The sequence below is a fragment of the Streptomyces sp. NPDC002463 genome, assembly GCF_042889835.1.
GTDB classification, from domain to species: Bacteria; Actinomycetota; Actinomycetes; order Streptomycetales; family Streptomycetaceae; genus Streptomyces; species Streptomyces nymphaeiformis.
This window is the reverse complement of record NZ_JBIARL010000039.1, coordinates 1-23,919: the sequence shown is the minus strand read 5'-3', so window position 1 is coordinate 23,919 and position 23,919 is coordinate 1. Positions and strand designations below refer to the sequence as shown.

Annotated in this window: 20 protein-coding genes and 5 pseudogenes; 17 read left to right on the top strand and 8 right to left on the bottom strand. The window is 69.1% G+C overall.

Annotation, left to right across the window (positions count from 1 at the left end; all coding sequences use genetic code 11):
- Positions 1-21: 21 nt before the first annotated feature.
- Positions 22-888: a UbiA family prenyltransferase gene (locus ACFYX3_RS40525; protein ID WP_389024957.1), complete on the bottom strand. Its 867-nt coding sequence runs from the start codon at positions 886-888 to the stop codon at positions 22-24.
- A gap of 104 nt (positions 889-992) precedes the next feature.
- Here ACFYX3_RS40525 and ACFYX3_RS40520 point away from each other — a divergent pair, with 104 nt between their 5' ends.
- From ACFYX3_RS40520 to ACFYX3_RS40505, 4 genes are all read left to right on the top strand, one after another.
- Positions 993-2,060 carry a type III polyketide synthase gene (locus ACFYX3_RS40520; RefSeq protein WP_389024955.1) on the top strand — a complete coding sequence of 356 codons (1,068 nt, stop codon included), beginning with the start codon at positions 993-995 and terminating at the stop codon, positions 2,058-2,060.
- Between the two features lie 27 nt (positions 2,061-2,087).
- Positions 2,088-2,678: an isoprenylcysteine carboxyl methyltransferase family protein gene (locus ACFYX3_RS40515; RefSeq protein ID WP_389024953.1), complete on the top strand. Its 591-nt coding sequence runs from the start codon at positions 2,088-2,090 to the stop codon at positions 2,676-2,678.
- Positions 2,675-3,691 carry an NAD(P)/FAD-dependent oxidoreductase gene (locus ACFYX3_RS40510; protein WP_389024952.1) on the top strand — a complete coding sequence of 339 codons (1,017 nt, stop codon included), beginning with the start codon at positions 2,675-2,677 and terminating at the stop codon, positions 3,689-3,691. Before ACFYX3_RS40515 ends, ACFYX3_RS40510 begins: the two co-directional genes overlap by 4 nt.
- 110 nt (positions 3,692-3,801) lie before the next feature.
- The gene (locus tag ACFYX3_RS40505) at positions 3,802-4,701 is read left to right on the top strand and encodes an oxygenase MpaB family protein (RefSeq protein WP_389024950.1); all 900 of its coding nucleotides are present in this window, start codon (positions 3,802-3,804) and stop codon (positions 4,699-4,701) included.
- Positions 4,702-5,272: 571 nt separating this feature from the next.
- Here the strand turns inward: ACFYX3_RS40505 and ACFYX3_RS40500 are convergent.
- Positions 5,273-6,757: a DUF4157 domain-containing protein gene (locus ACFYX3_RS40500; protein WP_389024948.1), complete on the bottom strand. Its 1,485-nt coding sequence runs from the start codon at positions 6,755-6,757 to the stop codon at positions 5,273-5,275.
- Between the two features lie 609 nt (positions 6,758-7,366).
- Between ACFYX3_RS40500 and ACFYX3_RS40495 the strand changes: the two genes are divergently transcribed.
- The 4 genes from ACFYX3_RS40495 (at position 7,367) to ACFYX3_RS40480 (ending at position 11,807) form a co-directional block, all read left to right on the top strand.
- Entirely contained in the window at positions 7,367-7,594 is a 228-nt protein-coding gene (locus tag ACFYX3_RS40495; protein WP_389024946.1) for a hypothetical protein, read from the top strand.
- Between the two features lie 861 nt (positions 7,595-8,455).
- A complete protein-coding gene (locus ACFYX3_RS40490) occupies positions 8,456-9,733 on the top strand; it encodes a DUF4157 domain-containing protein (protein ID WP_389024944.1) in 1,278 nt (425 codons plus the stop codon).
- A gap of 934 nt (positions 9,734-10,667) precedes the next feature.
- On the top strand, positions 10,668-11,432 hold the full coding sequence (locus ACFYX3_RS40485; protein WP_389024942.1) for a transposase family protein: 765 nt from the start codon (positions 10,668-10,670) through the stop codon (positions 11,430-11,432).
- 33 nt (positions 11,433-11,465) lie between these two features.
- A complete protein-coding gene (locus ACFYX3_RS40480) occupies positions 11,466-11,807 on the top strand; it encodes a hypothetical protein (protein ID WP_389024940.1) in 342 nt (113 codons plus the stop codon).
- A gap of 391 nt (positions 11,808-12,198) precedes the next feature.
- On the opposite strand, the gene ACFYX3_RS40475 is transcribed toward ACFYX3_RS40480, so the two are convergent.
- Positions 12,199-12,801, bottom strand: coding sequence for a helix-turn-helix domain-containing protein (locus tag ACFYX3_RS40475; RefSeq protein WP_389024938.1), 603 nt, complete (start codon positions 12,799-12,801; stop codon positions 12,199-12,201).
- Positions 12,802-12,947: 146 nt separating this feature from the next.
- On the opposite strand from ACFYX3_RS40475, the gene ACFYX3_RS40470 reads away from it, so the two are divergent.
- Together ACFYX3_RS40470 and ACFYX3_RS40465 are read left to right on the top strand one after the other, a co-directional pair.
- A complete protein-coding gene (locus ACFYX3_RS40470) occupies positions 12,948-13,934 on the top strand; it encodes an alpha/beta fold hydrolase (protein ID WP_389024936.1) in 987 nt (328 codons plus the stop codon).
- Positions 13,935-14,045: 111 nt separating this feature from the next.
- Positions 14,046-14,801 (top strand): transposase family protein, encoded by a 756-nt coding sequence (locus tag ACFYX3_RS40465; protein WP_389024934.1) that lies wholly within the window; start codon positions 14,046-14,048, stop codon positions 14,799-14,801.
- A gap of 402 nt (positions 14,802-15,203) precedes the next feature.
- On the opposite strand, the gene ACFYX3_RS40460 is transcribed toward ACFYX3_RS40465, so the two are convergent.
- A protein-coding gene (locus ACFYX3_RS40460; RefSeq protein WP_389024932.1) for an IS5 family transposase occupies positions 15,204-16,012 on the bottom strand; the annotation gives its coding sequence in 2 pieces (ribosomal slippage) (positions 15,204-15,658 and positions 15,658-16,012; 810 coding nt in all).
- An 82-nt stretch (positions 16,013-16,094) separates the two neighbouring features.
- Between ACFYX3_RS40460 and ACFYX3_RS40455 the strand changes: the two are divergent.
- The 3 genes and pseudogenes from ACFYX3_RS40455 to ACFYX3_RS40445 all read left to right on the top strand — a co-directional run.
- Positions 16,095-16,912: pseudogene (locus ACFYX3_RS40455) on the top strand (IS5 family transposase).
- A gap of 164 nt (positions 16,913-17,076) precedes the next feature.
- Positions 17,077-17,580, top strand: a complete 504-nt coding sequence (locus ACFYX3_RS40450; protein WP_389024931.1) for an N-acetyltransferase — start codon at positions 17,077-17,079, stop codon at positions 17,578-17,580.
- A gap of 271 nt (positions 17,581-17,851) precedes the next feature.
- A pseudogene (locus tag ACFYX3_RS40445) lies at positions 17,852-18,490 on the top strand (IS5 family transposase); the annotation flags it as partial.
- Here the strand turns inward: ACFYX3_RS40445 and ACFYX3_RS40440 are convergent.
- Together ACFYX3_RS40440 and ACFYX3_RS40435 are read right to left on the bottom strand one after the other, a co-directional pair.
- Entirely contained in the window at positions 18,441-19,040 is a 600-nt protein-coding gene (locus ACFYX3_RS40440; protein WP_389024929.1) for a hypothetical protein, read from the bottom strand. The pseudogene ACFYX3_RS40445 and the gene ACFYX3_RS40440 sit on opposite strands and share 50 nt — an antisense overlap.
- Before the next feature lie 132 nt (positions 19,041-19,172).
- Positions 19,173-20,159: a helix-turn-helix transcriptional regulator gene (locus ACFYX3_RS40435; RefSeq protein ID WP_389024927.1), complete on the bottom strand. Its 987-nt coding sequence runs from the start codon at positions 20,157-20,159 to the stop codon at positions 19,173-19,175.
- Between the two features lie 94 nt (positions 20,160-20,253).
- Between ACFYX3_RS40435 and ACFYX3_RS40430 the strand changes: the two genes are divergently transcribed.
- Positions 20,254-20,652: a VOC family protein gene (locus tag ACFYX3_RS40430; protein ID WP_389024925.1), complete on the top strand. Its 399-nt coding sequence runs from the start codon at positions 20,254-20,256 to the stop codon at positions 20,650-20,652.
- Positions 20,653-20,880: 228 nt separating this feature from the next.
- Here the strand turns inward: ACFYX3_RS40430 and ACFYX3_RS40425 are convergent, their stop codons facing one another.
- Complete coding sequence (locus ACFYX3_RS40425) at positions 20,881-21,132, bottom strand: DUF6193 family natural product biosynthesis protein (protein WP_389024987.1); 252 nt, start codon at positions 21,130-21,132, stop codon at positions 20,881-20,883.
- Positions 21,133-22,014: 882 nt separating this feature from the next.
- On the opposite strand from ACFYX3_RS40425, the pseudogene ACFYX3_RS40420 reads away from it, so the two are divergent.
- A pseudogene (locus ACFYX3_RS40420) lies at positions 22,015-22,725 on the top strand (erythromycin esterase family protein); the annotation flags it as partial.
- An 11-nt stretch (positions 22,726-22,736) separates the two neighbouring features.
- The gene (locus tag ACFYX3_RS40415) at positions 22,737-23,054 is read left to right on the top strand and encodes an erythromycin esterase family protein (protein ID WP_389024923.1); all 318 of its coding nucleotides are present in this window, start codon (positions 22,737-22,739) and stop codon (positions 23,052-23,054) included.
- 249 nt (positions 23,055-23,303) lie between these two features.
- Here ACFYX3_RS40415 and ACFYX3_RS40410 read toward each other — a convergent pair.
- Positions 23,304-23,468: pseudogene (locus ACFYX3_RS40410) on the bottom strand (transposase family protein); the annotation flags it as partial.
- Positions 23,469-23,559: 91 nt separating this feature from the next.
- Here ACFYX3_RS40410 and ACFYX3_RS40405 point away from each other — a divergent pair.
- Positions 23,560-23,919: pseudogene (locus tag ACFYX3_RS40405) on the top strand (SDR family NAD(P)-dependent oxidoreductase); the annotation flags it as partial.

Below are 23,919 nucleotides of genomic sequence, written 5' to 3'. Positions count from 1 at the left end.
CTGGTCTGCCATCCGGCACCGTCAGGCGACCAGGCCGCCACGCCCCACCAGCAGTGCCACATCCACACCGGCGACGAGGATCGAGGCGATGAACGGCAGTCGGACACAGCGACCGCCGAGGAGCGCACTCACCAGCGCCGTCAGTGCGACCACCACCAAGGCGGCCCACGAGGAGACGCCAGGTACCCCTGGACCACCGAGGACGAGCACCCCGGACGCCACGACCAGCGGTGCCGGCAGCAGCAGCCGCGTCCACGTCGGGCCGAGACGCTGCGGCCACCCACGTACCCCCGCTCTGAGGTCGAACTCGATGTCCGGCAGCACGTTTCCCAGATGCGCGCCCACGCCCAGCAACGCACCGGCCGTGACGACCCACCAGGCCGGCGCGACCCTCCCCGGCAGGCTCAGCACCACGAAGGCGGGAAGCGCCGCGAACCCCACGGCGTACGGCAGCCAGGACAGCCGCGTCGCCTTCAGCCCCAGGTTGTACGCCCACGCGCCGCCGACGCCGACCAGATGGACGCTCCCGGCGAACAGACCACCGGACAGGGACAGCGGGACGCACGCCACCAAAGCCATGACCGCGGCGGCCCGCACGGCCCCGGCGGTGACAGCGCCGGACACGACCGGCTTGCCGTGCCGATCGGCCGCCCAGTCACGCCGGGCGTCGACCGCGTCGTTGCACCACCCCACTGACAGCTGGCCCGCCAGCACCGCCACGCCGACCAGCACAGAGCCCCTCACGCTGTGCCCCGCCGACACCGCGAGCGCCGTCATCAGCAGGGTGACGGCGGCCGTCGGCCCTGGGTGACAGGCCCTCGCAAGGCCGGCGAGAAGGCCCCCCTTGGGCCGTACGGCCCCGACGGTGGCCCGGTTCGTCGCGTCCACGCGCCGATCGTAGGCGCCCAACGAGCGATGACGTGGTACGACCACGGGGCACGGGGCACATATGGGTGCACGTCGTCCGCACCAGGCAGTCAGCAGGGAGTCCGATGACCCGGATCGCAGCAGTGCACGGAGTCCTGGCACCACACCGGCACGCCCAGCAGGAGATCACCGACATGGTGGCCGGTCAGTGCCTGGCCGCCGACGGCGACCGGCGTGCTCTCGACCGCCTCCACCGCGGCGCGCGGGTCCGCTGGCGTCATACGGCACTGCCTCTCGACCGGTACGGCGAGTTGAAGGACTTCGGCGCGGTCAACGACGCCTTCCTCACCCATGCCGTGGAGCTCGGCGCCGAAGCCGTCTCCGGGGCGCTCGACGCGGCCGGCCTGTCCGCCCGGGACGTCGATCTGCTGCTGTTCACCTCCGTTACCGGCATCGCTGTGCCGTCGGTGGACGCCCGGCTCGTCGGACGGCTCGGGATGCGGTCGGACGTGAGACGGCTTCCTCTCTTCGGCCTCGGCTGCGTCGCCGGCGCGGCCGGCGTCGCCCGGCTCCACGACTACCTCCAGGGGTGGCCGGAGCACATCGCCGTGCTCCTCTCCGTCGAACTCTGCTCACTGACCTTTCAGCGGGACGACGCGTCCCCCGCCAACCTGATCGCGACCGCGCTCTTCGGGGACGGGGCCGCCGCGGCCGTCGCCTGCGGCACTCGAAGGCACACGGCAGCGGCGGGGGCCGGCCCGACGGTGGTGGCGAGCCGCAGCCGGCTCTACCCGGACACCGAACGCCTGCTGGGCTGGGACATCACCGCTTCGGGCTTCCGCGTCGTGCTGGATCCCGCCCTTCCCGACGTGGTGCGCAAGAACCTCGGGGCCGACGTCGATACCTTCCTGTCCGATCATGGCCTCACGCGCAAGGATGTGACGGCCTGGGTCAGCCACCCGGGCGGGCCCAAGGTCCTCGACGCGGTCGCGGAGGCGCTCGACCTGCCGGACGATGCCCTCGACGTCAGCAGGCGCTCACTCGCGGAGGTCGGCAACCTGTCCTCGGCGTCCGTGCTCCACGTCCTGCGCGACACGCTCGCGGAAGGCAGCCGGCCGCCCGCCGGAACCCCTGGCCTGCTGCTCGCCATGGGCCCGGGCTTCTGCACCGAACTCGTCCTGTTGCGCTGGTAGGAAGCAGGAAAGGAAAGACGAGGAGACATGACCTGGTACATCCTCCTGGTGCTCGCGACCGGCGCCGAGCGCCTCGCCGAACTCGTGGTCGCCCGGCGGCACTCTCGCTGGAGCCTGGCGCGCGGCGCGGTCGAACACGGACGGCGGCACTACCCGGTGATGGTGGTGCTGCACACGGGCCTTCTCCTCGGCTGCCTGGCCGAGGTGGCGACGATGCGGCCGCCGTTCCGCCCAGGCCTCGGCTGGCCCATGCTGGCCGTAGTGGTCGCGGCCCAGGCCCTGCGCTGGTGGTGCGTGCGGACACTGGGGCCGCGCTGGAACACCCGGGTCCTTGTCGTGCCCGGCCTGCCTCTGGTCGCCGGCGGCCCGTACCGATGGCTGCGCCACCCGAACTACGTGGCGGTGGTGGCCGAAGGAGCGGCGTTGCCGCTGGTCCACGGGGCATGGCTGACCGCCGTTTTGTTCACGCTGCTCAACGCCGCGCTACTCACCGTGCGCATCCGCTGCGAGGACGCGGCGCTCGCCCCGGCCTCCTCGGTGCCGCCTGCCACGCCGTCCGGGACCGCCACGGACGGCACGCGCCCGGCGCGGACCTCCGTACCCGGCGGGCTCGCGTGATCGACCTGCTCGTCGCGGGCGGCGGGCCCGCCGGACTGGCCACCGCGATCCACGCCACGCTGACCGGCATGGAGGCCGTGGTGATCGAGCCCCGGCCCGGCCCGGTGGACAAGGCGTGCGGCGAGGGGATCATGCCCCGCGGCGTTCGGCACCTGCGCGCCCTGGGCGTCGAACCGGCCGGCCACGAGCTGGGCGGCATCCGGTACATCGACGGCGCCCACCATGCGCAGGCTGCTTTCCGCGACGGCTCCGGCCTCGGCGTACGCCGCACCGTCCTGAGCGCCGCGCTGTACCGGCGGGCCTTCGAGCTCGGCGTCCGGATCGTGCCCGGCAAGGTCGGGGAAGTGCACCAGGGACCGGAGTCGGTGACCGCTGCTGGGCTGCGGGCCCGGTGGCTCGTCGCGGCGGACGGCCTGCACTCGCCCCTCCGCCGGGCGCTCGGGCTGGACCTGGCCACCCCCGGCCCCCGGCGCTACGGCCTGCGGCGCCACTACCGCATGGTCCCGTGGTCCGACTTCGTCGAAGTGCACTGGTCCAGGCAGGGCGAGGCGTACGTGACCCCGGTCGCCGACGACCTCGTCGGCGTGGCCGTGCTGAGCACCGCCCGACGCCCCTACGCCACCTATCTGGACCGGTTCCCCGAGCTGGCCGCGCGCCTGCACGAGGACGCGGCCGCGAACGCGGTCCGCGGCGCCGGGCCGCTCAGACAGCGGGTGCGCGGCAGAGTCGCCGGCCGTGTCCTGCTCGTCGGTGACGCGGCCGGCTACGTCGACGCGCTCACCGGCGAAGGCATCGCCCTCGCGTTGGCGTCGGCCGAAGCGGCGGTACGGTGCCTGCGGGCGGGGCGGCCCCAGGAGTACGAGCGGGCATGGCGGCGCCTGTCGCGGCGGCAGCGGCTGCTCACCAGGGCACTGCTCCGGGCCGGCTCCCGGCCGGAGACCTCCCGCCTGATCGTGCCGATGGCCGCCCGCATGCCGGGCGTGTTCTCGGCGGCCGTGCACGCGTTGCGGTGATCGTGCACGCGTGGCGGTGATCGTGCACGCGTGGCGGTGATCGTGCTCGCCCGGCTGGCCGGACGCCCACGGCCCGGGCGACGTCGCCGCGCCCGGCGGATACTGGTCGCATGGACGTGTCCGTGCCCTGGTTCGACCTCCGGGAACGACTCGGCCGCACGCTGTTCGCCCGTGTCGCGGGCCCGGAGGGCCCGGACAACCGCGCCCGCATCCACGACACGCCAGGGCCGCGTTGGTTCGGACCCGATAGCGCGATCCGTGCGGTGCACGGCGACGCCTCGATGTTCGTCGGCGGGCTCAGGGCCCTGCTGCTCCAGTCCCTCCATCCGCTGGCCATGGCCGCCGTCGCGGCCCATTCCGGCTTCCGCGGGGACCCGTGGGGGCGCCTCCACCGCACCAGCACGTTCCTCGCCGTGACGACGTACGGAACGGCGGACGATGCGCAGCAGGCCGTCGACCGGGTGCGCGCGGTGCACGAGCGCGTGCGCGGAGTGACCGCCGCCGGAGCGGCGTACCATGCCTCCGATCCGCATCTGCTCGGCTGGGTGCACGTCGCAGAGGTGGACAGTTTCCTGATCGCCCATCAGCGCTATGGCGCCCACCCGCTGGATCCTGCGGGCTACGACGCGTACGTCGCCGACACCGCCCGCGTGGCGGCCGCCCTCGGCGTGACCGACCCTCCGCGCGACCGCGCCGAGCTGGCCGAGCGGCTGGCCTCGTACCGGCCCGAGCTGTACGCGACGCGGGAGGCCCGCGAGGCCGCGCGCTTCCTCCTGCGCCACCCGCCCCTTCCCCGGATCGCCCGGGCCCCGTACGCGATCCTGGCTGCGAACGCGGTGTCGACCCTTCCGCGCTGGGCATGCGAGTCACTCGATCTGCCGTACCCGCCGGCGCTGGAACGCACGGTCGTACGGATGGCCGGCCATGCCCTGGTGGGAACGATTCGATGGGCCCTTGGTTCGCCGACACCCACGCGGGACGAGGAAGGACGGATCTCGCGGTCTGCGTGAAATCAAGGCCCTCCCTTGCCACAATGGGCCCGATGGGCTGTCTCGGCGCTTGGGCCGGGGCCGACCCGGGGGGAGCGGGAAACCAGTGGTCGATCGGCCTTCCGTAGACGTGGACGTCGCCGTTCTGTTGGATGCGCGCATCGCGATCATCTGCGACAACTACTCCCCACACCTGACCACCAAGCGGTGCCACCGCGTGGCGGCCTAGTAGTGCTTCGTTAGGTTCTGAGTCTGGTTGTGTTGCGGGGCAGGCGGCGGCCGCAGGTGGTGCAGGTGCCGGTCCAGCACTGCAGCAGGTCCACGCCCGACCTCGTGGAACTCACGCCAGCCGAGATTCGCCGTCTGCTGGCAGCTGCCCACCGACATCCTGCTGCACAGGGCAACCACTCGATGAACTGGTCACGATGGCGCCGCCGGCACCAGGCCAGAGCCCGCCGATGTCACTACACACGGCGCGAACACTCGTTCGCGGGACGGGCCGGGCGGACCCGCCCCACACCCGACACCACCCCGCCACACCCCCCAACCCCAAGCCGTTGACCAGCGAAAATACAGAAGTCCGACTGGAGTACTAAGACTGACCGGATGCGGCCAAGTCCTTCCCTTGCTGCCACCTCGGGCCATGCGCGTGCAGGAAGGCGTTAGCAGTGGAATCGCTTGCCGTGTACGTCCCGAAGCCGAAGCCGACGGGGCTGTGTCCGAGCTTCTGGAGCAGCGATGCGGCGATATTGTTGTCTACAAAGCCGAACTCTCTTTGCATCCAAATCTGTACCGCCTCTCGGCGGCTACCTTCAACGATGAGCGGGTCTCCCCCACGTGCGAGCCTGCCGCCGGTCATGATGTTTATGCTGTCCATCGACTCCTTGAAGTGATTGTTCATGTTGGCGAGGATGCGATTCTGTTCCTGAACGTTGGCGTTTGCTTGCGCCTGCGCGGCGGCCACCTGCTGGGGAGTCATCGGGCCCTGGTTCCCGGCCTGGTAATTGACTCTCATTTGCGCCTCGGTCGCGGCATCCAGAGAGGGGTAAACGCTCTCGCAGAACCTCGGGAACAACTGGAGCCACCCAATCTTGTTATGGATGTGACCCGCACTGTTCCTCGCTGTGATGTCAACAGCCCCTACGTAGCCCATGTCGCTTTGCCGGACCAGGAGATAGTCCGGGCGGGTCGCCCCGATCGCTGCCTGTGTCTGCGACACGAACCCAGCGGGGGCTCCCCCGTTAGGAACGCCGTCGAGTCGTAGCCCTGCCAGAGTCTCGATAATGTAACCGAATGACCTGCTAACCCCTCCGGGAACACCTGCGGTCATTTGCGTATTCCATGTCTGCAGCCAATGGGCGATGTGGCCGTTGGTGGCCGCCAGGGCCGCATATGCTCCGAGTGAAGGGGCCGAGACGACAAAGTTGTAAGCCCATTGGACCGCGTCGTCCACAGTTCTGGCATAGTTCCAGAACATGACCGATTCCGGGTCTGTCCGGTTTGAATCGTAGTCCTGAACTATTGCCCGCTGAACTTCTGCTTCGCCGCCGGATCGTGTCCTGGTTGCTTCGTGGTCCGCCTCGGTTACCGGCGCCTGGCCGCTCAAGGCCCGGGCCGCGTTGGCCTCGGCCTCGCGTTCGTAGCGGTCGGAGGGGTCGGACACCCTGAGCCCGGAACCGTTGTCGGTACCGGCAACGGGCCCTTGGCGCTGTTGGATGACATGGGTGAGTTCGTGGGCAAGGGTGTGCTTGTCCTCTCCGCCCACGCCGATGACCACATGGCTGCCCGAGGTGTAGGCGCGAGCCCCGATCTCCGCCGCGGAGGCCCGTGCCGCCGCGTCGTTGTGGATACGGACATCGGAGAAGTCCGCCCCGAGACGTTCCTCCATGTCGGTACGTGTCGCGTCGTCCATGGGCTGGCCCGGGGAGCGGAGCACGTCGTGGACAGCCGACCGCTGCACCGTCGGCCCCTCCGGTGCCGGGGACGACGTGGCGGCCTGGTGGCCGCAGGCCGGTCCGTGCTGGTGCAGGTCGGGCTGCGCCCACGGATAGCCCGCCTGACGGAGCATCTGCACCATGGTCCCGTTCCCCGCCGTCCGCTGGATCAGCAGCGACTCCGCCCGGGACAGCGGAGCCCGGACTGGGGCCTGCTGGACAGTGTGCTCGGGGTCGGCCCCCCGGCCGTGCTCATAGACCATTGCGGTGCTGCCTTCCGTCCGACAGATGCTGGGCAAGACCCACGACACCTCCTCCGGAGGCCGCGGGGAAGAGCCAGCCGGTCGCAGAAGCGGGCACGAGCAAATGCCCGAAGAGTCATGCCCCTCGCTGCTGTCACCCGACCCGGCGACTCTCCGAGCCCGCCTCCGGCGTCCACCGGCGGCGCGTGCCGCACCCGGACTCCGGGCGCCCGAAGGCCATCTACCTCAAGAAGGACGTGCGGGAAGCGCTCGCGAACCGCCCGGGCCAGGGCTCCCGGACCGATCTGCGGCCCGGGAGCTGACGACGGCACCGCCCCCACCGTGTCCGGCCTCGGGACTGGTGGGCTCGCATGTTGAGGTGTCGCGTATTCCAGCTCAGAGCGACACGATCGGTCACTTTGGGTCATGAGGGCAGTGTCCAGGGTCCGGCCCGGAGTAGGTGTGTTCGTCCGATGGCGCGTTCGAAGCGCTTCGGGAGGGAGAGTACCGATGAACGTCGTCGCGATTATGGAAGCACTGGCTGAACAGGGCGTAACGGTGCTATTCAAGGCCGACGCTGAGCGGATGGCAGAGAGGCGCAAGCCTTGGACCTTCGTCGCCAGTGGGGCGCCGTTGCGCGAGGACGTCCTTGTGCGAACCGATGCCGCGTCTGTGGAGCAATGCCTCGCAGCGTGCTTGCCCCGCCTGCGTGAGCTGGGCTTTTCGTTCCCTGAGTGAGAGAGCGGTCGTCGTAGTTCAACGTGTGTGATCGCCAGGGACGTATCGGCTCCAGGTTCCTCCAGCTTCGGTGACCAGGCGGGTAGCTGTCTTGTCGTGGTAACCGAGGGCCTTCGCGATGACGGGAGCAGGGGCTTGGAGGACCAGCTGTCGGATTGCGGAGGTCCTGCCGCGCTGCGGCAGGACGCCGATCTCGCGCAAGTGGACTTGAAGGCTGACCGGGTTCATCGGCTGGCCGGGCTGGCGTCCGGGGAAGAACCACTGTGAGCTCCTGCTGCTGGTGCTGGCAGGACTGGACGTATGCCCTCATGAGGTCAGTGCCGGGCGCCAAAGAGGGTTCCCAAGGGGCCTTCGAAGGGGGTGCCCAGGGAGTCCCCCTTGGGCTTGCCCAGCGCGGGCCGGCCTTCGGGTGTGATCGGCCCGAGCGGTGCCGCTGCCCGGTCCTCGGGTGGGTGCTCGTCATCGTCTGGTCTCCTTCGCTGCCCTGGCCGGGGCGATCGGGGCGAAGGAGCAGCGTGCTCGCCCCCCCTTGTCCGCGGTCTAACCGTGGCCGGGTCAAGGAGAAACACGGCAGCAGGCAGGGCGGTAGCAGAGGTGGACAAGGGGTCACGGTCGGGCTCGTGGTCAGACTGGCCACGCTGGACAAGGTTGGTGGTCCAGGCGTCGAGGCGGACGAGGTTGATCGCTGCTGCGGTGAACTGACGCTGGAGGCGGGTTCTGCCGAGGGCGGGCGCGGCCGGCCTCGGGGCGCTCGGGCAGCGACGCTGCCCTCCCTCCTGTCCACCGAGACATTCCCCCGGCCTGTTCGAAGCGGTGTTGTGGAGTGGAACCCGACTGTCTCCACGGAAAGGCGTCCTCTCCATGACTCGCGAAGCCAACCGGTCTCCGGACTCCGAACACCGACACCAGCAGACGACGGCGCGAGCCCCTCTCGCCCCGCCCGATGCCGTCGAGATCCAACGCACCGCCGGGAACGCGGCGCTGATTCAGCTCCTGCGCCAGACGGGTCACCCCTGGGCCCAGGAGCAGCACCAGCACGCGGCCGACTGCGGCCACCAGCAGAACGCGCGGGCCGGACAGCCCGCCGTGCAGCGCTCGGCCGTCCACGACGTGCTGCGCACCTCTGGACGTCCCCTCGACGACGCCACCCGCACCGACATGGAATCCCGGCTCGGCGCCGACTTCTCCGACGTCCGCGTCCACGACGACTCCGCCGCCAAGGCCTCCGCCGCCGAGGTCGGAGCCCGCGCCTACACCTCCGGCAACCACGTCGTCATCGGCGACGGCGGCACCGACAAACACACCCTCGCCCACGAACTCACCCACGTCATCCAGCAACGCCAGGGCCCCGTCGCCGGTACCGACAACGGAAGCGGCCTGAAGATCTCCGACCCCTCCGACCGCTACGAACGCGAAGCCGAGGCCAACGCCACCCGCGTCATGCGCTCCGCATTCCCCGAGGTCTCACACGCACCCGCCGCCGAACGGGACCAGCAGGCTGCCACCGAGGGTGCCGTGGTCCAGCGGGTGATCGGACAGAACAACAGCACGGCCGGAGTCGACCACGCCCAGGGAGAACACGTTTTCAATGACGTCGCGACCCTGGTCAACGAATTCCGGGAAGCCGCCAGAGCGCAAGGCGTGGCTCTCATCGCCTGGGTCAACGGAGCCGGGAGGGTGCACAGCAAGGCAAAGCGGCAACGCGTCGTCGCGAAACTGACGGCGGCGAACACACAATTGGCCAGCCTGAGCGCGGAGGCCGCCACCACGCTCGACACGCACCGGCGGCACCACCAGTACGGCACGGTGAATTCGGGGCTGGGCGACGACAACAACGCCGGGGTGTTCGGCCTGTACAAGCGGGACATCCTGGCGCTGCTGCGTGACTGCCGCCCGGACAGGCTCTTCCTGGAGAACGAGGCCGCGAGAAGTCTCACCGAACTGGAGAACGCACGCGACGACAGCATCGTCGACATAGTCGCGCTCGGGCACGTGAGAAACCAGTTCGGAGAGGGCACCGTCAACGGCGGCTGGTACACCGCGGCCAAGGCGGCCATGGACGCGGCCTTCACCGCCATGTTCGCCGCTCTGCGCAACATGCTGGAGATCAAGGACGTCCTCGCGGAGGAGGAGGCCTGACAACCGAGGGCCGTCGGGCGGCGACGGCCCACCGCCCTAACGCTCCGTACCACCGGGGGTATCGACGCCCGGGGCGCCTCCGCCCTACTCGGCATCTCGGCGCACAGCGAGAAGCCGAACGCCGCCTGGGAGCTGGTCAAGTTCCTGACCACCGACACCGAGGCCGTCGTCGCCTTCACCAACGACATCCTGAGCTGAGGTCAAGGAGAAAGGCACCGGGTGGATGCGCGGCCCCACTCCCGTCGGTGTCGTCCACTTCCACCGGGTGGGCTCCACTCGGTGGAAGTAGACGCGGGACATCGCCAGTGCGCGCCACCGCACCGGGTGCGCACACCATCGGGTCCACTCAGTGGCCGGCCTCTCGGCCGCGGTGTGGTCCGGGCTCCTGCGGGCGGTGCGCCTGGCGGCCGTCATCATCGGCCTCGTCCTGGGCGCCCTCATGTTCCTCTACGACAAGTCCGTGCCCTAATGTCCCGCGCCAGCCTGGCGCGGGACACGGCGCATCGTCAGGGCCGCATCCCTCTCCAGCGTTCGATCAGCTCAGCCTGCCAGTCCATCACTGACTGCCGTGGGATCCCGTAGGCACTTCGTGCCGCGTTGCCGCCGTCCTTGGGCTGCCCCTAGTCGGAGCTTTCGCTGCACGGGGCTGTCTCGCGTGTGGCAGTCATTGGGTGGAGGAGCTGTTCTCCGAAGATGTGCTGCAAGTGCGGGAGATCCGTGTCCTTGCCCAGCGGGAGCCACCCCTCGGGCAATGAAGTCGTCGCACCGGATGGTGGCTCCGTCCCGATGGGAGCGAAGAACATCTGAGCAGGCTCTTCCCACACTGACCTTTTCCAACATGGCTAGGGGGCACTGGAGTTGGTGCGGCGGAAGGCCGAAGCTGCTGGTAGACGGGCTGTCAACCAAGATCAATATTTGTTGCTGGGAGCCTCGCGTGCTTGTCTATCCGTCCGGACTCGACCTGTCCACTTCCGCACTGCGGCTGCTGCGGCGGGAGCTGACCGCTCGGCGCCGACAGATTGGCACCCACTGGCGTCGGCTCACTTGCGGCCGACAGGCGTTGATGACCCTGGCCTACCTGCGCCGCGGTCACACCTTCGCCCAACTCGCGGCCGGGTTCGGCGTCGGCCTGGCCACCGCCCACCGCTACGTCACCGAGGCCGTGGACGTCCTGGCCGTCCTCGCCCCCACCCTCCAGCAGGCCATGGCGGTTGCCGCACGCAAGGCGTTCGTGATCCTGGACGGAACCCTGCTGCCCATCGACCGCATCGCGGCCAACCGACCTTTCTACTCCGGCAAGCACCGCAAGCACGGCATGAACGTCCAAGTCCTCACCGACCCGTTCGGGAAGCTCATCTGGGCTTCGCCGACCCTGGCGGGCACGGTCCACGACATCAGAGCAGCTCGTACCCACGGCCTGCTCGATGCCCTCAGCACCGGCGACATCCGGTGTTGGGCCGACAAGGCGTACCAGGGTTCCGGCCCCGCCGTCCGCGTCCCGTTCCACGGCCGCTGGAACACGCTCTCCGCCGGGAAGAAGGCCGTCAACCGTGCCCACGCGAAGATCCGCGCACTCGGCGAACGGACCATGTCCACCCTCAAGTCCTGGCGCCTGCTGCGGAAGCTCCGCTGCAGCACCACCCGCATCACCGACCTCGTCAAGGCCGTCCTCACCCTGGAGCTGACCGCCTCAGCCTGAGGAGGAAGCCTCGCTGCCTTCTATACTCCTGGCGTGTTTGATACGTCGTACCTCTTCCATGTTTCGTCCGTGCTCAATCGGCAGTCGATCGCACGGCATGGCCTGGATTGGACTCGGATGGGCGCCGCCCGGGGAATCGCCGGCAGCCGCCGCCCTGAGGTGGAGGGGATCTTCGTCTGTCGAGGCGAGGAGGACGCAGGCTTCTTCCTTCAGATCAACAACACCGGTGGGCCGGTTGATCTCTGGTCCGTGGACGGCATCGATGAAGGATTGCTCCTCGACAACGGCAACGGATTCGTCTACCTGCCCGGCCGCATACCAGCCGCGCAAGTCCGCCTGGTGCGATCAGATGTTCCTCCGCAGCATGGTTTTTGACTCCGCACGGCGCTACGGCTGGGAGCAAACCCACGCGGAATCTGGCTGCTAGCTCGGCGAAGGTGTAGTTGCAGCGTGGGGGGCCAGGGTCGTCAGCGCCCGGCGGCTGAACGTCAGCCGCCGCCGGGTGCCGATCTGTCGTCGCCGAGTGGTCAGCTCCAGCCGCGGCAGCTGCAGTGCTGAAGTGGACAGATGCACCCCCGCTTGAGTGGGCAATGACTCGGGTGCTCGGCGGAGAAGGCTGCGGTTAGTCGACAACCCATCTACCTGGGGCTTCGTCGTCCCGTCACCGCGCCCCCCTCGATCTCACAGCCAGGTTGGAAGGGCTCAGTGTGGTTGTCACCAGCTAGGCACGCGGCTTGTCACAAATACTCGTTCAGCAGCCTTTCTGTCACCAGTTCCTCGACGACCAGCTACGCGGCCGTAGACGCTCGCCCTGGGGTCCGAACATGATCAGGTACTCGACCGGTCCGCCGGGACTGGCGTTCGCCACCCCGTGCGGGGTGCGGGTGTCGAACTCGGCGACATCCCCGGGGGTCAGGATGAGGTCCTGGTCGCCGAGGGCGAGCCACAGCCGCCCGTACAGGACGCACAGCCACTCGTGGCCGTCGTGGGAGACCTGACGGGGCCGCGCGGGCGGTTCCTCGAGGGCGGGCAGGACGTGCTTGTGGGCGTGCAGGCCGCCGACGTACCGAGTCAGCGGCAGCACCGCCTTGTCGTCGCCGAAGCTCAGCGGCGCCGTAGCGCGCGGCTCGGCCCCGGGGCCGGGCGCGGTGCCGGCCAGCTCGTCCAGGGAGACGCCGTATTCCTTCGACAGGTGCAGCAGCACCTCCAGGGTGGGCTTGCGCCGGCCGGTCTCGATCCGGGACAGCGTGCTGGTCGAGATGCCGGTCGCGCAGCTGACACCGGCGAGCGTCGCGCCGTAGTGCTCGCGCGCGGCCCGCAACCGGGGCCCCATCGCGGCCATCGCGCCGTCCACGTCGTCGACTGCCACCCTTCCCGCTCCTTCTTGCCGTGCCACTCCAGCGCTCTGTCCTGCGATCTTGCCAGAATGGCAACGCTGATCGCGCCGAGGGGCCGCCGCGCCGCATGATCGATGGGTACCCGCCGACCGCCCGCGAACCGAGGAGCAGTCCCCCCATGCACTCCGAGCCGACCGCCGCACTCCGCCACCGCACCGTCGAGGCCCCTGCCGGGCGCCTGCACCTGGCCGAGCAGGGCACCGGCCCGCTGGTCCTGCTCGTGCACGGCTTCCCCGAGTCCTGGTACTCCTGGCGCCGCCAACTCCCGGCCCTCGCCGCGGCCGGGTACCGGGCGGTGGCGATCGACGTACGCGGCTACGGCCGCTCCTCCAAGCCACAGGCGACCGACGCCTACCGAATGCTCGACCTGGTGGAGGACAACGTCGCCGTCGTGCGCGCCCTCGGCGAGGAGAGCGCGGTGGTCATCGGCCACGACTGGGGCTCCAACATCGCCGCCTCCTCCGCCCTGCTCCACCCCGGGGTCTTCCGCGCGGTCGGCCTGCTGAGCGTCCCCTACGCGCCGCCCGGCGGCCCCCGCCCCACCGACCTCTTCGGCCAGATCGGCGGCCCCGAGCAGGAGTTCTACGTCTCCTACTTCCAGGAGCCCGGCCGCGCCGAAACGGAGATCGAGCCCGACGTCCGGGGCTGGCTCGCGGGCTTCTACGCGGCCCTGTCCGCCGACACCATGCCAGCTGAGGGCGAGCCCGACCCGCACTTCGTCGCCCTCGGCTGTCAGCTGCGCGACCATTTCCCCGCCGGCCCGCTCCCGGCATGGCTGAGCGAGGAGGACCTCGACGTCTACGCCGCGGAGTTCGAGCGCACCGGCCTGACCGGCGCCCTCAACCGCTACCGCAACATGGACCGCGACTGGGAAGACCTCGCCCCCCACCGCGGAGCCCCGATCAAACAGCCCGCCTTGTTCATCGGCGGCGCGCTGGACGCATCCACCATCTGGATGTCCGACGCCATCGACGCCTACCCCACTACCCTCCCCGCCCTGTCCGCCTCCCATCTCCTGGACGGCTGCGGCCACTGGATCCAGCAGGAACGCCCCAACGAGGTCAACAGCCTGCTCACCGACTGGCTCGCCACCATCCAGGACTGAGCCTCTTCCAACCTGCCGTTGCTGACTTGTGTTGGATGGATCTGCGGAACGACGAAGCTCCTGGTAGACGGGTTCTCGACCAAGATCGCCCGCAGTCACCGGGAGCTTCGCGTGCTTGTCTACTCGTCGTCGATCGACCTGTCCAGTTGCACCCTGCGGTATCTGACGGGACGACTCGCTGTCCGGCGAGGGGAGGTCGGGACCCGGTGGCGGCGTCTGACCGCCGGTCGTCAGGCTCTCCTCGCCCTGGCCCATCTGCGGTGCGGTGACACCTACGCCCGGCTCGCCGCCGGGTTCGGTATCGGCATCGCGACCGTGTACCGCTACATACGCGAGGCCGTCGAAGTGCTGGCCAGCCTCGCGCCCACCCTGGCCGAGACGATGGACATCGCCCGGACCAAGGCGTTCGTCATCCTGGACGGCACACTGCTGCCGATCGGCCGGATCGCCGCCGACACCCCGTACCACTCCGGCAAACACAAACGCCACGGCATGAACGTCCAGGTCCTCACCGATCCGTTCGGCCGCCTGCTGTGGGCCTCGCCCGCGCTACCCGGCTCCACTCACGATCTGACCGCCGCCCGCACTCACGGGATCGTCGGAGCACTCACCGACGCCGATCTCAAGTGCTGGGCAGACAAGGCGTATCAGGGCGCCGGCCGTCAGGTCCGGGTTCCCTTTCGCGGCCGTCGCCTCAAGCGGTGGCAGCGGCTGCACAACAGCACGCACGCCAAGATCCGCTGCCTCGGCGAGCAGGCCATGGCCACGCTGAAGGGCTGGCGCCTCCAGCGGAAGCTCCGCTGTAGCACCAACCGCATCACCGCGATCGTCCAGGCCGTTCTCGTCCTTCATCACGCGTCAGCGTGAGGTTGGAAAAGGCTCGTTGACCAGCCCGCCACCCGCACCACCCCGAGAGCCGTGCCGTTGAGGCCGGGCGTATGGCGGTCTTGCAGCAGCAGCGCCATGTGACGTCGGTGAGCTGGCCCGTGGACGTCGACACCAGAGTCAACGTCCTGGTCCGCGCGGCCGCTGCGGCTGGTGAACGCACCTCCCGAGCAGAGCTGTTGACCGCCCTGGTGTCGGCAGTCGAGGTTGATCCCCAGCATCTGGCCGATCTCCTGCACAAGTACCGCCGCCTGCCTTCGGACGCGTTTGCGGCTGACGAAAACCGAGACGACCTTCCTCTGGTACGCCCATCCGGCCCTCGCCGCGTGGCCCGACCTTCCTAACGAGCAGCTCCAGCCGAGGCCACATCGCCAAGACGTCGTTTCACTTGGTGAGTCGTCGGTAGTTGATGAGGGTGGTAGCGATGGCCGTGAAGCCAAGGAAGTGCTCTGGCTTGCGTTCGTAGCGGCGGTGGAGCCGGCGGCAGCCGGCAAGCCAGGACATGGTCCGCTCGATGACCCATCGGTGGCGTCCAAGTCGCCGTGAGGTCTCGATTCCCCGGCGGGCGATCCGAGGAGCGATGCCGCAGCTGCGGAGCCATCGCCGCGGGTGGGAATAGTCGTAGCCCTTGTCCCCGTGGAACTTGTCGGGCCGTCGTCGGCGTGGTCCGCGGCGGCTGCGGATCGGCGGTATCGACGCGACGAGCGGCTTCAGCGCGAGACTGTCATGGGTGTTCGCCTCGGAGATCGCGACCGCGACCGGCAGGCCGGACCGGTCGGTGACGAGATGGATCTTCGATCCGTTCTTGCCGCGATCGGTCGGATTCGGTCCGGTCAACAGCCTCCTTTGAGGGCCCGGACACTCACCGAATCGATGGCGAAACGCGACCAGTCCAGGCCTCCCTGGGCGCCGAGCTCATCCAGGATGACCCGGTGGAGACGGGCCCAGACCCGCTCCTTGCTCCAGCGGGCGAAGCGCCGGTAGACGGTCGGCCAGGCCGGGCCGAACACCGGCGGCACCTGTCGCCACGTGCAGCCCGACGTGGCGACGAACACGATCGCGGCCAGACACTCACGATCCCCGGCCCGCCGACGGCCACCACCCTGAGGCCGTACCACCACCGTCTCCGGCACCACCCGCCGGAACAACTCCCACAACTCATCCGGCACCAGCCGCTCAGCGAGACTCGTCATGCCCAGCGCAACGAGCCAAACCGCCAAAGGAAACGGCGTCTAAGACCGTGTCCTATGTGGTGAGGCGGGCGTTGGGTTCGTCATGGGGCGGGGTACATGGAGTTGGATTGTTCCGGACGGGTTGTGGGAGATCGCGCGGCCGCTGATCCCGCCGTCGAAGGTGCGGCCGCAGGGCGGCGGGACGCAGGACACGCCTGATGAGACGCTGTTCGCCGCGATCATCTACGTGCTGGTCTCCGGCTGCGCCTGGCGGGCCCTGCCACCCTGCTTCGGCATATCGAAGTCCACGGCCCATCGCCGGCTCCTGATCTGGTCCAGGGCCGGAGTGTGGGGCCGGCTGCACGAGGAGATCCTGCACCGCCTCGACGACGCCGGCCTGCTCGACCTCTCACGCGCCGTCCTCGGCTCCGCCCACGTCCGGGCGAAAAAGGGGGCGAACTCACCGGTCCGAGCCCCGTGGACCGCGGCAAGGCGGGCTCCAAGATGCACGTCCTGTCGGACGCGAACGGACTGCCCCTCCTCGTCGGCGTCTCGGCCGCCAACACCCACGACAGCCAGGCCCTGAAGCCCATGGTGCTCGGTCACCAAACGAAACACGACCCCCACCGCGGCCGTCACCTCAAACCCCAGCGCCTCCACGCCGACAAGGCCTACGACATACCTGAGCTGCGGAAATGGCTCCGCGGCAAACGCATCGGCGTCCGCATCGCCCGCAAGAGCATCGAGTCCTCAGAACGACTCGGACGCCGTAGGTGGGTGATCGAGCGGACCATGTCCTGACTGACCGGCTACCGCAGACTCAACCACCGCTACGAACGACACCCCCGCAACTACCTGGCCTTCCTCGGCCTCGCCGCAGCCATCTGCTGCTACAAACGACTCCTCCGCCTCACCACATAGGACACGGTCTAAGAAGCCGTTGCCATACCGATCATGGAGTCTGTTGATCGAACGGGAGTCTCGATCGGGTGATCGCGGGCCTTGCCCGGCATGAGAGCAGGGCCGGCGGTATACGGGGAAGCTCCAGGGGAGCGGACGGCCGCGCACTGCTACGGTCGGGTGCCATGAGCTGGCTTCCCGATGACTTCGTCCACCCCGTCCTGGTACCGCTGCCGGGCGGTGGCCATCACCTGCGGCCGATCCGGGAGGCGGACACCCCGCTCGACTATCCGGCTGTGATGGGTTCGCGCGAACGCCTGTGGACCATCTTCGGCCCGGCCTGGGGCTGGCCCGCGGCCACCATGACCTACGAGGCCGACCAGGCCGACCTGTTGCGGCACGAGAAGGAGATCGCCGCACACCAGTCCTTCAACTACGCGCTGTTCGACTCGGCGGAGACAGCTCTGCTCGGCTGCGTCTACATCGACCCACCGGAGAGAGCCGGCGCGGACGGCGAGATCTCCTGGTGGGTGGTGGACGAGCTGGTGGGCAGCAAGGTCGAGCAGGCCCTCGACGAGCTGGTACCGCAGTGGATCGCCGCCGACTGGCCGTTCGAGCAGCCGCGCTTCCTCGGCCGCGAGATCTCCTGGTCGGACTGGCTCGCCCTGCCGGAGCATTCCGACACGTAAGTGGTTGTTGCCCGTACCGATCTCGAAGGCTGCCGATCGAACGGGAGTCTTGATCGGGTGACTGCGGCGGTTTCCGCGCGTGAGAGCAGGGCCTCCAGGTAGCTCGGGGGTGCGATCCCACTCCGAGTGGTTCCCGGAGGCTCTGTTGTCTTTGTTGTACGTGCCCGAGCATGTTGACCTCAACTCGCCCGCCGTGTCGTGCGATTGCCTCGCGCACGTGTACGGCAACGCGGCCGACCATCCGGACCGGGTGCGCCGGTATCCGTCGGACATGACAGACGCGGAGTGGGCGGCCGTCCGGCCGTTGCTGTCGGTGCCGGCCTGGTCCCAGGGGCGGGCGGACGGCCCGAGGGCTACTGCCACCGGCAGCTGTTGGACGCGATCCGCTACGTGGTCGCGGGGCGGGATCTCGTGGCGGGCGATGCTCGCGGACTTCCCCGCATGGGCCCGGGTCTACGCCTTCTTCCGCCGCTGGCGCGAGCACGGGCTGATCGCCGAGTTCCACGACCGGCTGCGCGGGACGGTGCGTGAGCGCGAGGGCCGCGAGGCCGAGCCCATTGCGGGGATCATCGACGCGCAGTCGGTGCGGGCCGCCGCGACGGTTCCGGCCGCCTCACGCGGCTACGACGACGGGAAGAAGGTTCCGGGCCGCAAGCGGCACATCGTGACCGACACCCTCGGCCTGCTCCTGGCCGTCGCGGTCACGGCTGCGAACATCGGCGACCGGGACGCCGCGGCGGGCCTGCTGATGCGGCTGCGCCGTCTGCACCGCGACATCACCCTCGTGTGGGCCGACGGCGGCTACACCGGCTCCCTCGTCGGCTGGTGCCGGGATCGACTCGCCTTGACCTTGGAGATCGTCAAGCGCACCGACGACATGGCAGGGTTCGTGGTGCTGCCGAGGCGGTGGGTGGCAGAGCGCACGTTCGCGTGGTTGATGAACTCCCGCCGTCTGGGACGGCCACGGTCCGCCGGACGGCACTGAACGCCCCCGACGCCTCCAGGAGGAGCCACCCACGCTCCGCCAGGCGCCGGGCTTTCGGCCGCAGCCCCTCGACCTTCGCCGGCATCGCGTCAAGGCCCAGCTCCATCGCGATCTCCTTGGCCCGAAGCGGTCCGTGACCCGTGGATCGCTGCTGCTCCAGCACGCCCAGAATGCGCTGATAGTCCGGCGCCAGAACCGTCACCGGCAGCCCTTCCCGCCAGGGCGGCACCGTCGAGCCCGGCGCCGGCGCGAGCGGCAGCACCGCTTTCTCCTCGGCCTCGGTCCCGGCGGTGGTCTTGGCAGCCGAGGCTGTCAGGGCCTTGACCAGCTCTTCCCGCGCGATCACCCGCCGGTCCAGCTCGATCTCGGCGGCCTCCAACACCTCAGCCAACCGGGCGGCTTCCTCCCGTAGCCCTTCCACCCGCACACGGGCCGCTGTCTCCCGCTCCTCCAGCGTTCCCAGCACCGACGCCATCGCGCACCCCTCGCTCACGGAGCGGAAACAAGACGCCGGATGTCTCTCTCATTCCGAGCTACACCATGCCTGACCAGCAGAAACCAACGGATCACGTTCGGTTGAGATACGGCTTCTCAGGAGATAGCGCCGTCAGGCTTGGCGGGCAGAGGCGGTGAGCCGGTCGGCGAGCGCGATGACGAGGTCTCGGAGTTCGTCCGGTCGCTCGATGACGAACGGCCGGTCGAGCGAGGCGAGGACGGGAGGCAACCAGTCGAGCCGCTCCGCCCTCAATTCGACGTGGAGCCAACGCTCGGTGTGCGGATCGCCTTCCGCGGCCGCGGGCCCCTCCACGCTCGCGACGCTGGCGGGCAGTCGGGTGCGGATCTGTTCGACCGTCCCATGGATCCGCAAGGTCACTTCGTGCCGGTACGCGGCCTTGACGAGCCCCGACAGGACGCGCTGTGCCGGATCAAGTCCAGCGGGCGGCTCGAACGAGCCTGGCAGCGCCCTCGCGTCCGCGATGCGATCGAGCCGGAAAGTCCGGTCCTGGACGATCTCGGGATCGGTACCCGTGACGTACCACCGGCCCGAATGGGTCACGATCCCGTACGGGTGCAGCGTGCGTTCGCTTCGTCGGCCGTCTCGGGTGGTGTACCTGATCGAGATCGGGCGGCGATGGCGTACCGCATCGGCGATGGCGAGCAGGACCCCTGTCTCCGGGGTGGCCAACGCGCCGGGCGGATCCGTGAAAGCGAGGGATTCCATGACGGCGTCGAGCCGACGGGCAAGACGCTCGGGCAGTGCCCGGCGGATCTTGGCCGCTGCCGTCTCGCCCGCGGTCTCGCTCGCCGTCAGCAACCCCGTCCTACGGCCGGCGACGAGGCCGAGCAGCACGGCGAGCGCCTCGTCGTCGTTGAGCATGAGCGGAGGCAGGCGGTACCCGGGGGCGAGCCGGTACCCGCCATAACGGCCACGGACCGCCTCGACGGGGATGTCGAGGTCGACCAGGTGGTCCACGTACCGCCGCACGGTGCGCCCGTCGACACCGAGCCGGTCGGCGAGTTCGGCCACCGTTCTGATGCCGCCCGACTGCAGGAGTTCCAGGAGGGTGAGCACGCGGCTGGTAGGTCGAGCCATGCCCACGAGCCTAGCGTTGATACCGGACCGATTCTGTCCACTATTTGCTCTAGCGTCCGAGGTGCAACGACTTCGCCAGCCTAAGGAGAGCACCATGGACTTCGTCTCGACCCGGATCATCACCGGCGACATCACGCGCCTCGTCGACTTCTACGAGCGAGCCACCGGAGTGCGGGCGGACTGGTCCACCGAGGACTTCGCCGAACTGCGTACCGCCAGCGCGACCCTCGCGATCGGCAGCACCCGCACCGTGGCACTGTTCGCGCCCGGCTCCGCCCGTCCGGCCGACAACAACACCGTGATCATCGAATTCCGCGTCGCCGACGTGGACGGCGTGTACCGGAACCTGACAGATTCCGTCGCCGACTTCGTGACCGAGCCCGCCACGATGCCCTGGGGCAACCGCTCGCTCCTGCTCCGTGACCCCGACGGCAACCTCGTCAACTTCTTCACCCCTGTCACGCCTACGGCCATCGAAAGGTTCGCTCGCTGACGAGAGTGCGGCCACCCGGGCGGGGGCCGGTTCTGGCGGCACGTTCCAGACGGACCAGTTCATCTGAGACTCCCGAGCGAATCGGACCAGGTCATCTGCGACGGGGACCAAATCGACTGAGACGGGACACCCCATCAGCCTGGGTCGGGCCCGGCTCCCTTGACCCGTCTCATCGAAGTTTGATCAGCCTCAGCAAAGTTTGACCGGCCCTGCAGCTGCGCAGTCGGCTCAGCCGACAGGACGGTCCGGCTGAGGCCAGGGCCCCTCGAAGGCCGGCCCGCAGTCGTCGGGCAGGTGAACCACCACCAACGCGGCCGCCTCCCGCGGCGTAAGCGACTCGCCCAGCATGCCGCCCACGCGCAGCGGCGCGTAGACGATGCACGATTGCGCGTCGCCCACGATGTACGGCAGGTCGTTGCTCCACGGGAACTGCGTGTTCCGGTGAAAGCTGAGCGCCCCGTGGCTCGGGAACGGGTACAGGGCCCGCAGCCGAGGTTCGGCGTAGGCGGCCGCTATGACCGCAGGCTCCCCCGCCGCACCCCAGGGCGCCCCTCCAGTATTCCGCGCCAGGTCTTCTCGACAACCGTCTCTTCGGCCATCCCGTGATCACGACGTCCGGGCTCGGCCACGACAACCCGCTCCACCCCGGCGGTCAAACTTCGATGAGACTCACCGAACTTCGCGGAGACGGGTCAGGCGACCAGGGGCCCGGGCACCGGGGCCGGCCCGTTGTCGCCCCCGATGTCACATCTGCCGCAGAGCCAGGGATCGGGGCAGGTTCTCCCAGCTCAGAGCATGTGACAACGCCCCGCGTGACTCCCCATGTGACGGCTCATGTGACCGCGGGCCTCACGCCACACGGCGGCTCAGGCACAGGATCGGGTGGGTGTCCAGGAGCCGATCACCGGGCGATGAAGCGCGATGAGCCTCACCCCGCGGCCGGCTCACAGCGGTCCGCCTACGATGTGGCAGCGTCCCGCCCCGGCAGCCGCGCGACACTGCTGGCGAATCCAATTCGTCGCGTTGTGCGTAGCACTGCCGTGCGGCTCTTCCGGATGAACTTTGCCGCCGGGGTGGGGGCGGGCCTCATGGCCATGCTCACTGAGTGCATGACGGCATCGGTAGTGTCATCGGGCGTGGCGGCGACGGAGGGGGGAAGCCGTGTCTGATGAGGTGACGAATTGGTTAGCCCGGACCGCTTTACCTCTGAGTGGCCTGACTGCGGGCGTGCCCACTGCTGACCTCCAGCCCCTGAAGAGCAGCCTCGACGGTGTGCGGATCGTGGACTTGGGGGAGGCCGCCCATGGGACGAGTGAGTTCTTCCAGCTCAAGCACCGCCTGCTGGAGTTCCTCGTCGAAGAGATGGGATTTACGGTCCTGGCCATGGAGGCCAGCGCATCAGCCGGCCCAGCAGTGGACGCCTACGTCCGCCAAGGCGTCGGTGACGCCGCGGGGGTGCTTGCCGGTCTTGGGTTCTGGACGTGGCGGACTCGTGAGGTGCTCGGGATGATCGAATGGATGCGCGCGTACAACCGGGGACGCACAGAAGAGCAAAAGGTGCGTTTTGTAGGTATCGACCCGCAACAGTGCGGTGGCTCCCTGGCTGTGCTTGGCTCCTTCCTTCGCAAGGTGGCACCGGATCGCGAGGCCGTCCTTCTCTCCCCGCTCCGCATACTTGCCAAGGCATATCCGGGATCGCACCCTGATCCTCAGCGGCGCCTGGTGCACGATGCGGAAGAACTACTGGGGTTCCTCCATCGACACGGCCCCGAAGCAGCTGACGCTCTCCGACATGCCCGAATTCTGGTGCATGCCGCCGACTTGGTGACGCGAGCCAGGCAGCACACGGACCCGGAGCAGACCGTCTTCGCCGCACGCGACCGGTTCATGGCCGAGGCCGTCGAGGAGCTCCTCAATGATCCATCCACCAAGATCGCTCTCCAGGCACACAACGGGCACATCACCAAGAGCCGTCACGGTGGCGCGGTACCGGCGATGGGGCAGCACCTGCATGCACGGTACAGCAACGCCTACTACACACTCGGTCTGCTGTTCGGCAGCGGCTCCTTCCGCGCCCGTCGGATGTGGCCCGGCCCTTGGTCTCGTCCCAAGCCGGCACCCCCGTCACCAAACGGATCGGCCCCGCCCGCCCGGACACCGTGGAAGCCCAACTCGCCGCTGCCAGTCCGGGCGACCACCTCGTGGACCTGCGCAGCGCAACCACCACGCCGACGGCAGTACGGGAGTGGCTCAACGGTCGGCATCACATGCGAAGTTTCGGCGCCATGGTGCCGCGCTGGTTCCACCGCTTCAACGTGAGCCCTGCCTCCCTGGCCGAGGAGCACGACGGGCTGGCCTACGTCGCGGTGTCGACCGGTTCCCAGTCTCTCCCGACCTCCTAACGAGCTCGTGCACGGTAGGCGGCGAGACGTCGAGGATCCCGGCGGGGCTCGCTGTTCACCTCTGCCGTGCGGGGATCAGGTCCGCGGTCTGCTGATGGGAGAGCAGGCCGCAGACCTGATCCTGGCTTGGCAGACGTGAGCACCAAGGCCCCCCTTCGACGCCCCACCGCTAACCGTGCACGAGCTCGTAAAGCGTGTTGCAGAAGGTCGCGTCCGGGCAGGTCAGGACCGGTTTTGGGGCCGGTCTGGTCATGCGGTGAAGGCGAGGTTATGCATGTGGGCGACGGCCTGGACCGCGTGGTGGAGGCCGTTGCCGCGCTGGCGGCGGTCGCGGAGGATCTTGTAGTGCTTCATGCGGGCGAAGGCGTGCTCGACGCGGGTCCGGACCTTGCGGTGCTCGGCATTCTCCTCCTCACCCGGCAGCAGGCCCACAACGGGCGCATCGAATCGCCCTGGCGGCTCTGGCAAGCAGTTGGCATCACGAGGCCGTTCGGAAGGAATTCTCATGAATCTGCCCGCGTCCGGCAGGCGTGTCCTCGTCAGTGGTGCGTCGCGGGGGCCCAGGCGTTCGCGGCCAACGGCGACCGGGTTGCGGTCCTCTTCGGCTCACGCGCCGAAGAGGCGCGCGGGACCTTGGAGTCCCTTACCGGGACGGGGCATGTACTGGTCGGCGGCGACCTCGCGAACCCGACGGGGGTGGCTGCCGTCGTGGACAAGGCGGAGGAGGCGCTCGGCGGGACCGACGTACTCGTGAACAACGCGGCGGTGAGCATCCGCCATCCTCTGGCGGAGACGCCGTACGAGGAGTGGGTGGCGGTGTGGCAGCAGCACGTGGCGGTGAACCTGCTCGCCACGGCGAACCTGA

Coding starts and splice junctions, on each gene's coding strand:
- ACFYX3_RS40440 (WP_389024929.1), bottom strand. CDS start 19,040: ATGGCGTCGGTGCTGGGAACGCTGGAGGAGCGGGAGACAGCGGCCCGT.
- ACFYX3_RS40435 (WP_389024927.1), bottom strand. CDS start 20,159: ATGGCTCGACCTACCAGCCGCGTGCTCACCCTCCTGGAACTCCTGCAG.
- ACFYX3_RS40430 (WP_389024925.1), top strand. CDS start 20,254: ATGGACTTCGTCTCGACCCGGATCATCACCGGCGACATCACGCGCCTC.
- ACFYX3_RS40470 (WP_389024936.1), top strand. CDS start 12,948: ATGCACTCCGAGCCGACCGCCGCACTCCGCCACCGCACCGTCGAGGCC.
- ACFYX3_RS40495 (WP_389024946.1), top strand. CDS start 7,367: ATGAACGTCGTCGCGATTATGGAAGCACTGGCTGAACAGGGCGTAACG.
- ACFYX3_RS40500 (WP_389024948.1), bottom strand. CDS start 6,757: ATGGTGCAGATGCTCCGTCAGGCGGGCTATCCGTGGGCGCAGCCCGAC.
- ACFYX3_RS40450 (WP_389024931.1), top strand. CDS start 17,077: ATGAGCTGGCTTCCCGATGACTTCGTCCACCCCGTCCTGGTACCGCTG.
- ACFYX3_RS40520 (WP_389024955.1), top strand. CDS start 993: ATGACCCGGATCGCAGCAGTGCACGGAGTCCTGGCACCACACCGGCAC.
- ACFYX3_RS40505 (WP_389024950.1), top strand. CDS start 3,802: ATGGACGTGTCCGTGCCCTGGTTCGACCTCCGGGAACGACTCGGCCGC.
- ACFYX3_RS40490 (WP_389024944.1), top strand. CDS start 8,456: ATGACTCGCGAAGCCAACCGGTCTCCGGACTCCGAACACCGACACCAG.
- ACFYX3_RS40515 (WP_389024953.1), top strand. CDS start 2,088: ATGACCTGGTACATCCTCCTGGTGCTCGCGACCGGCGCCGAGCGCCTC.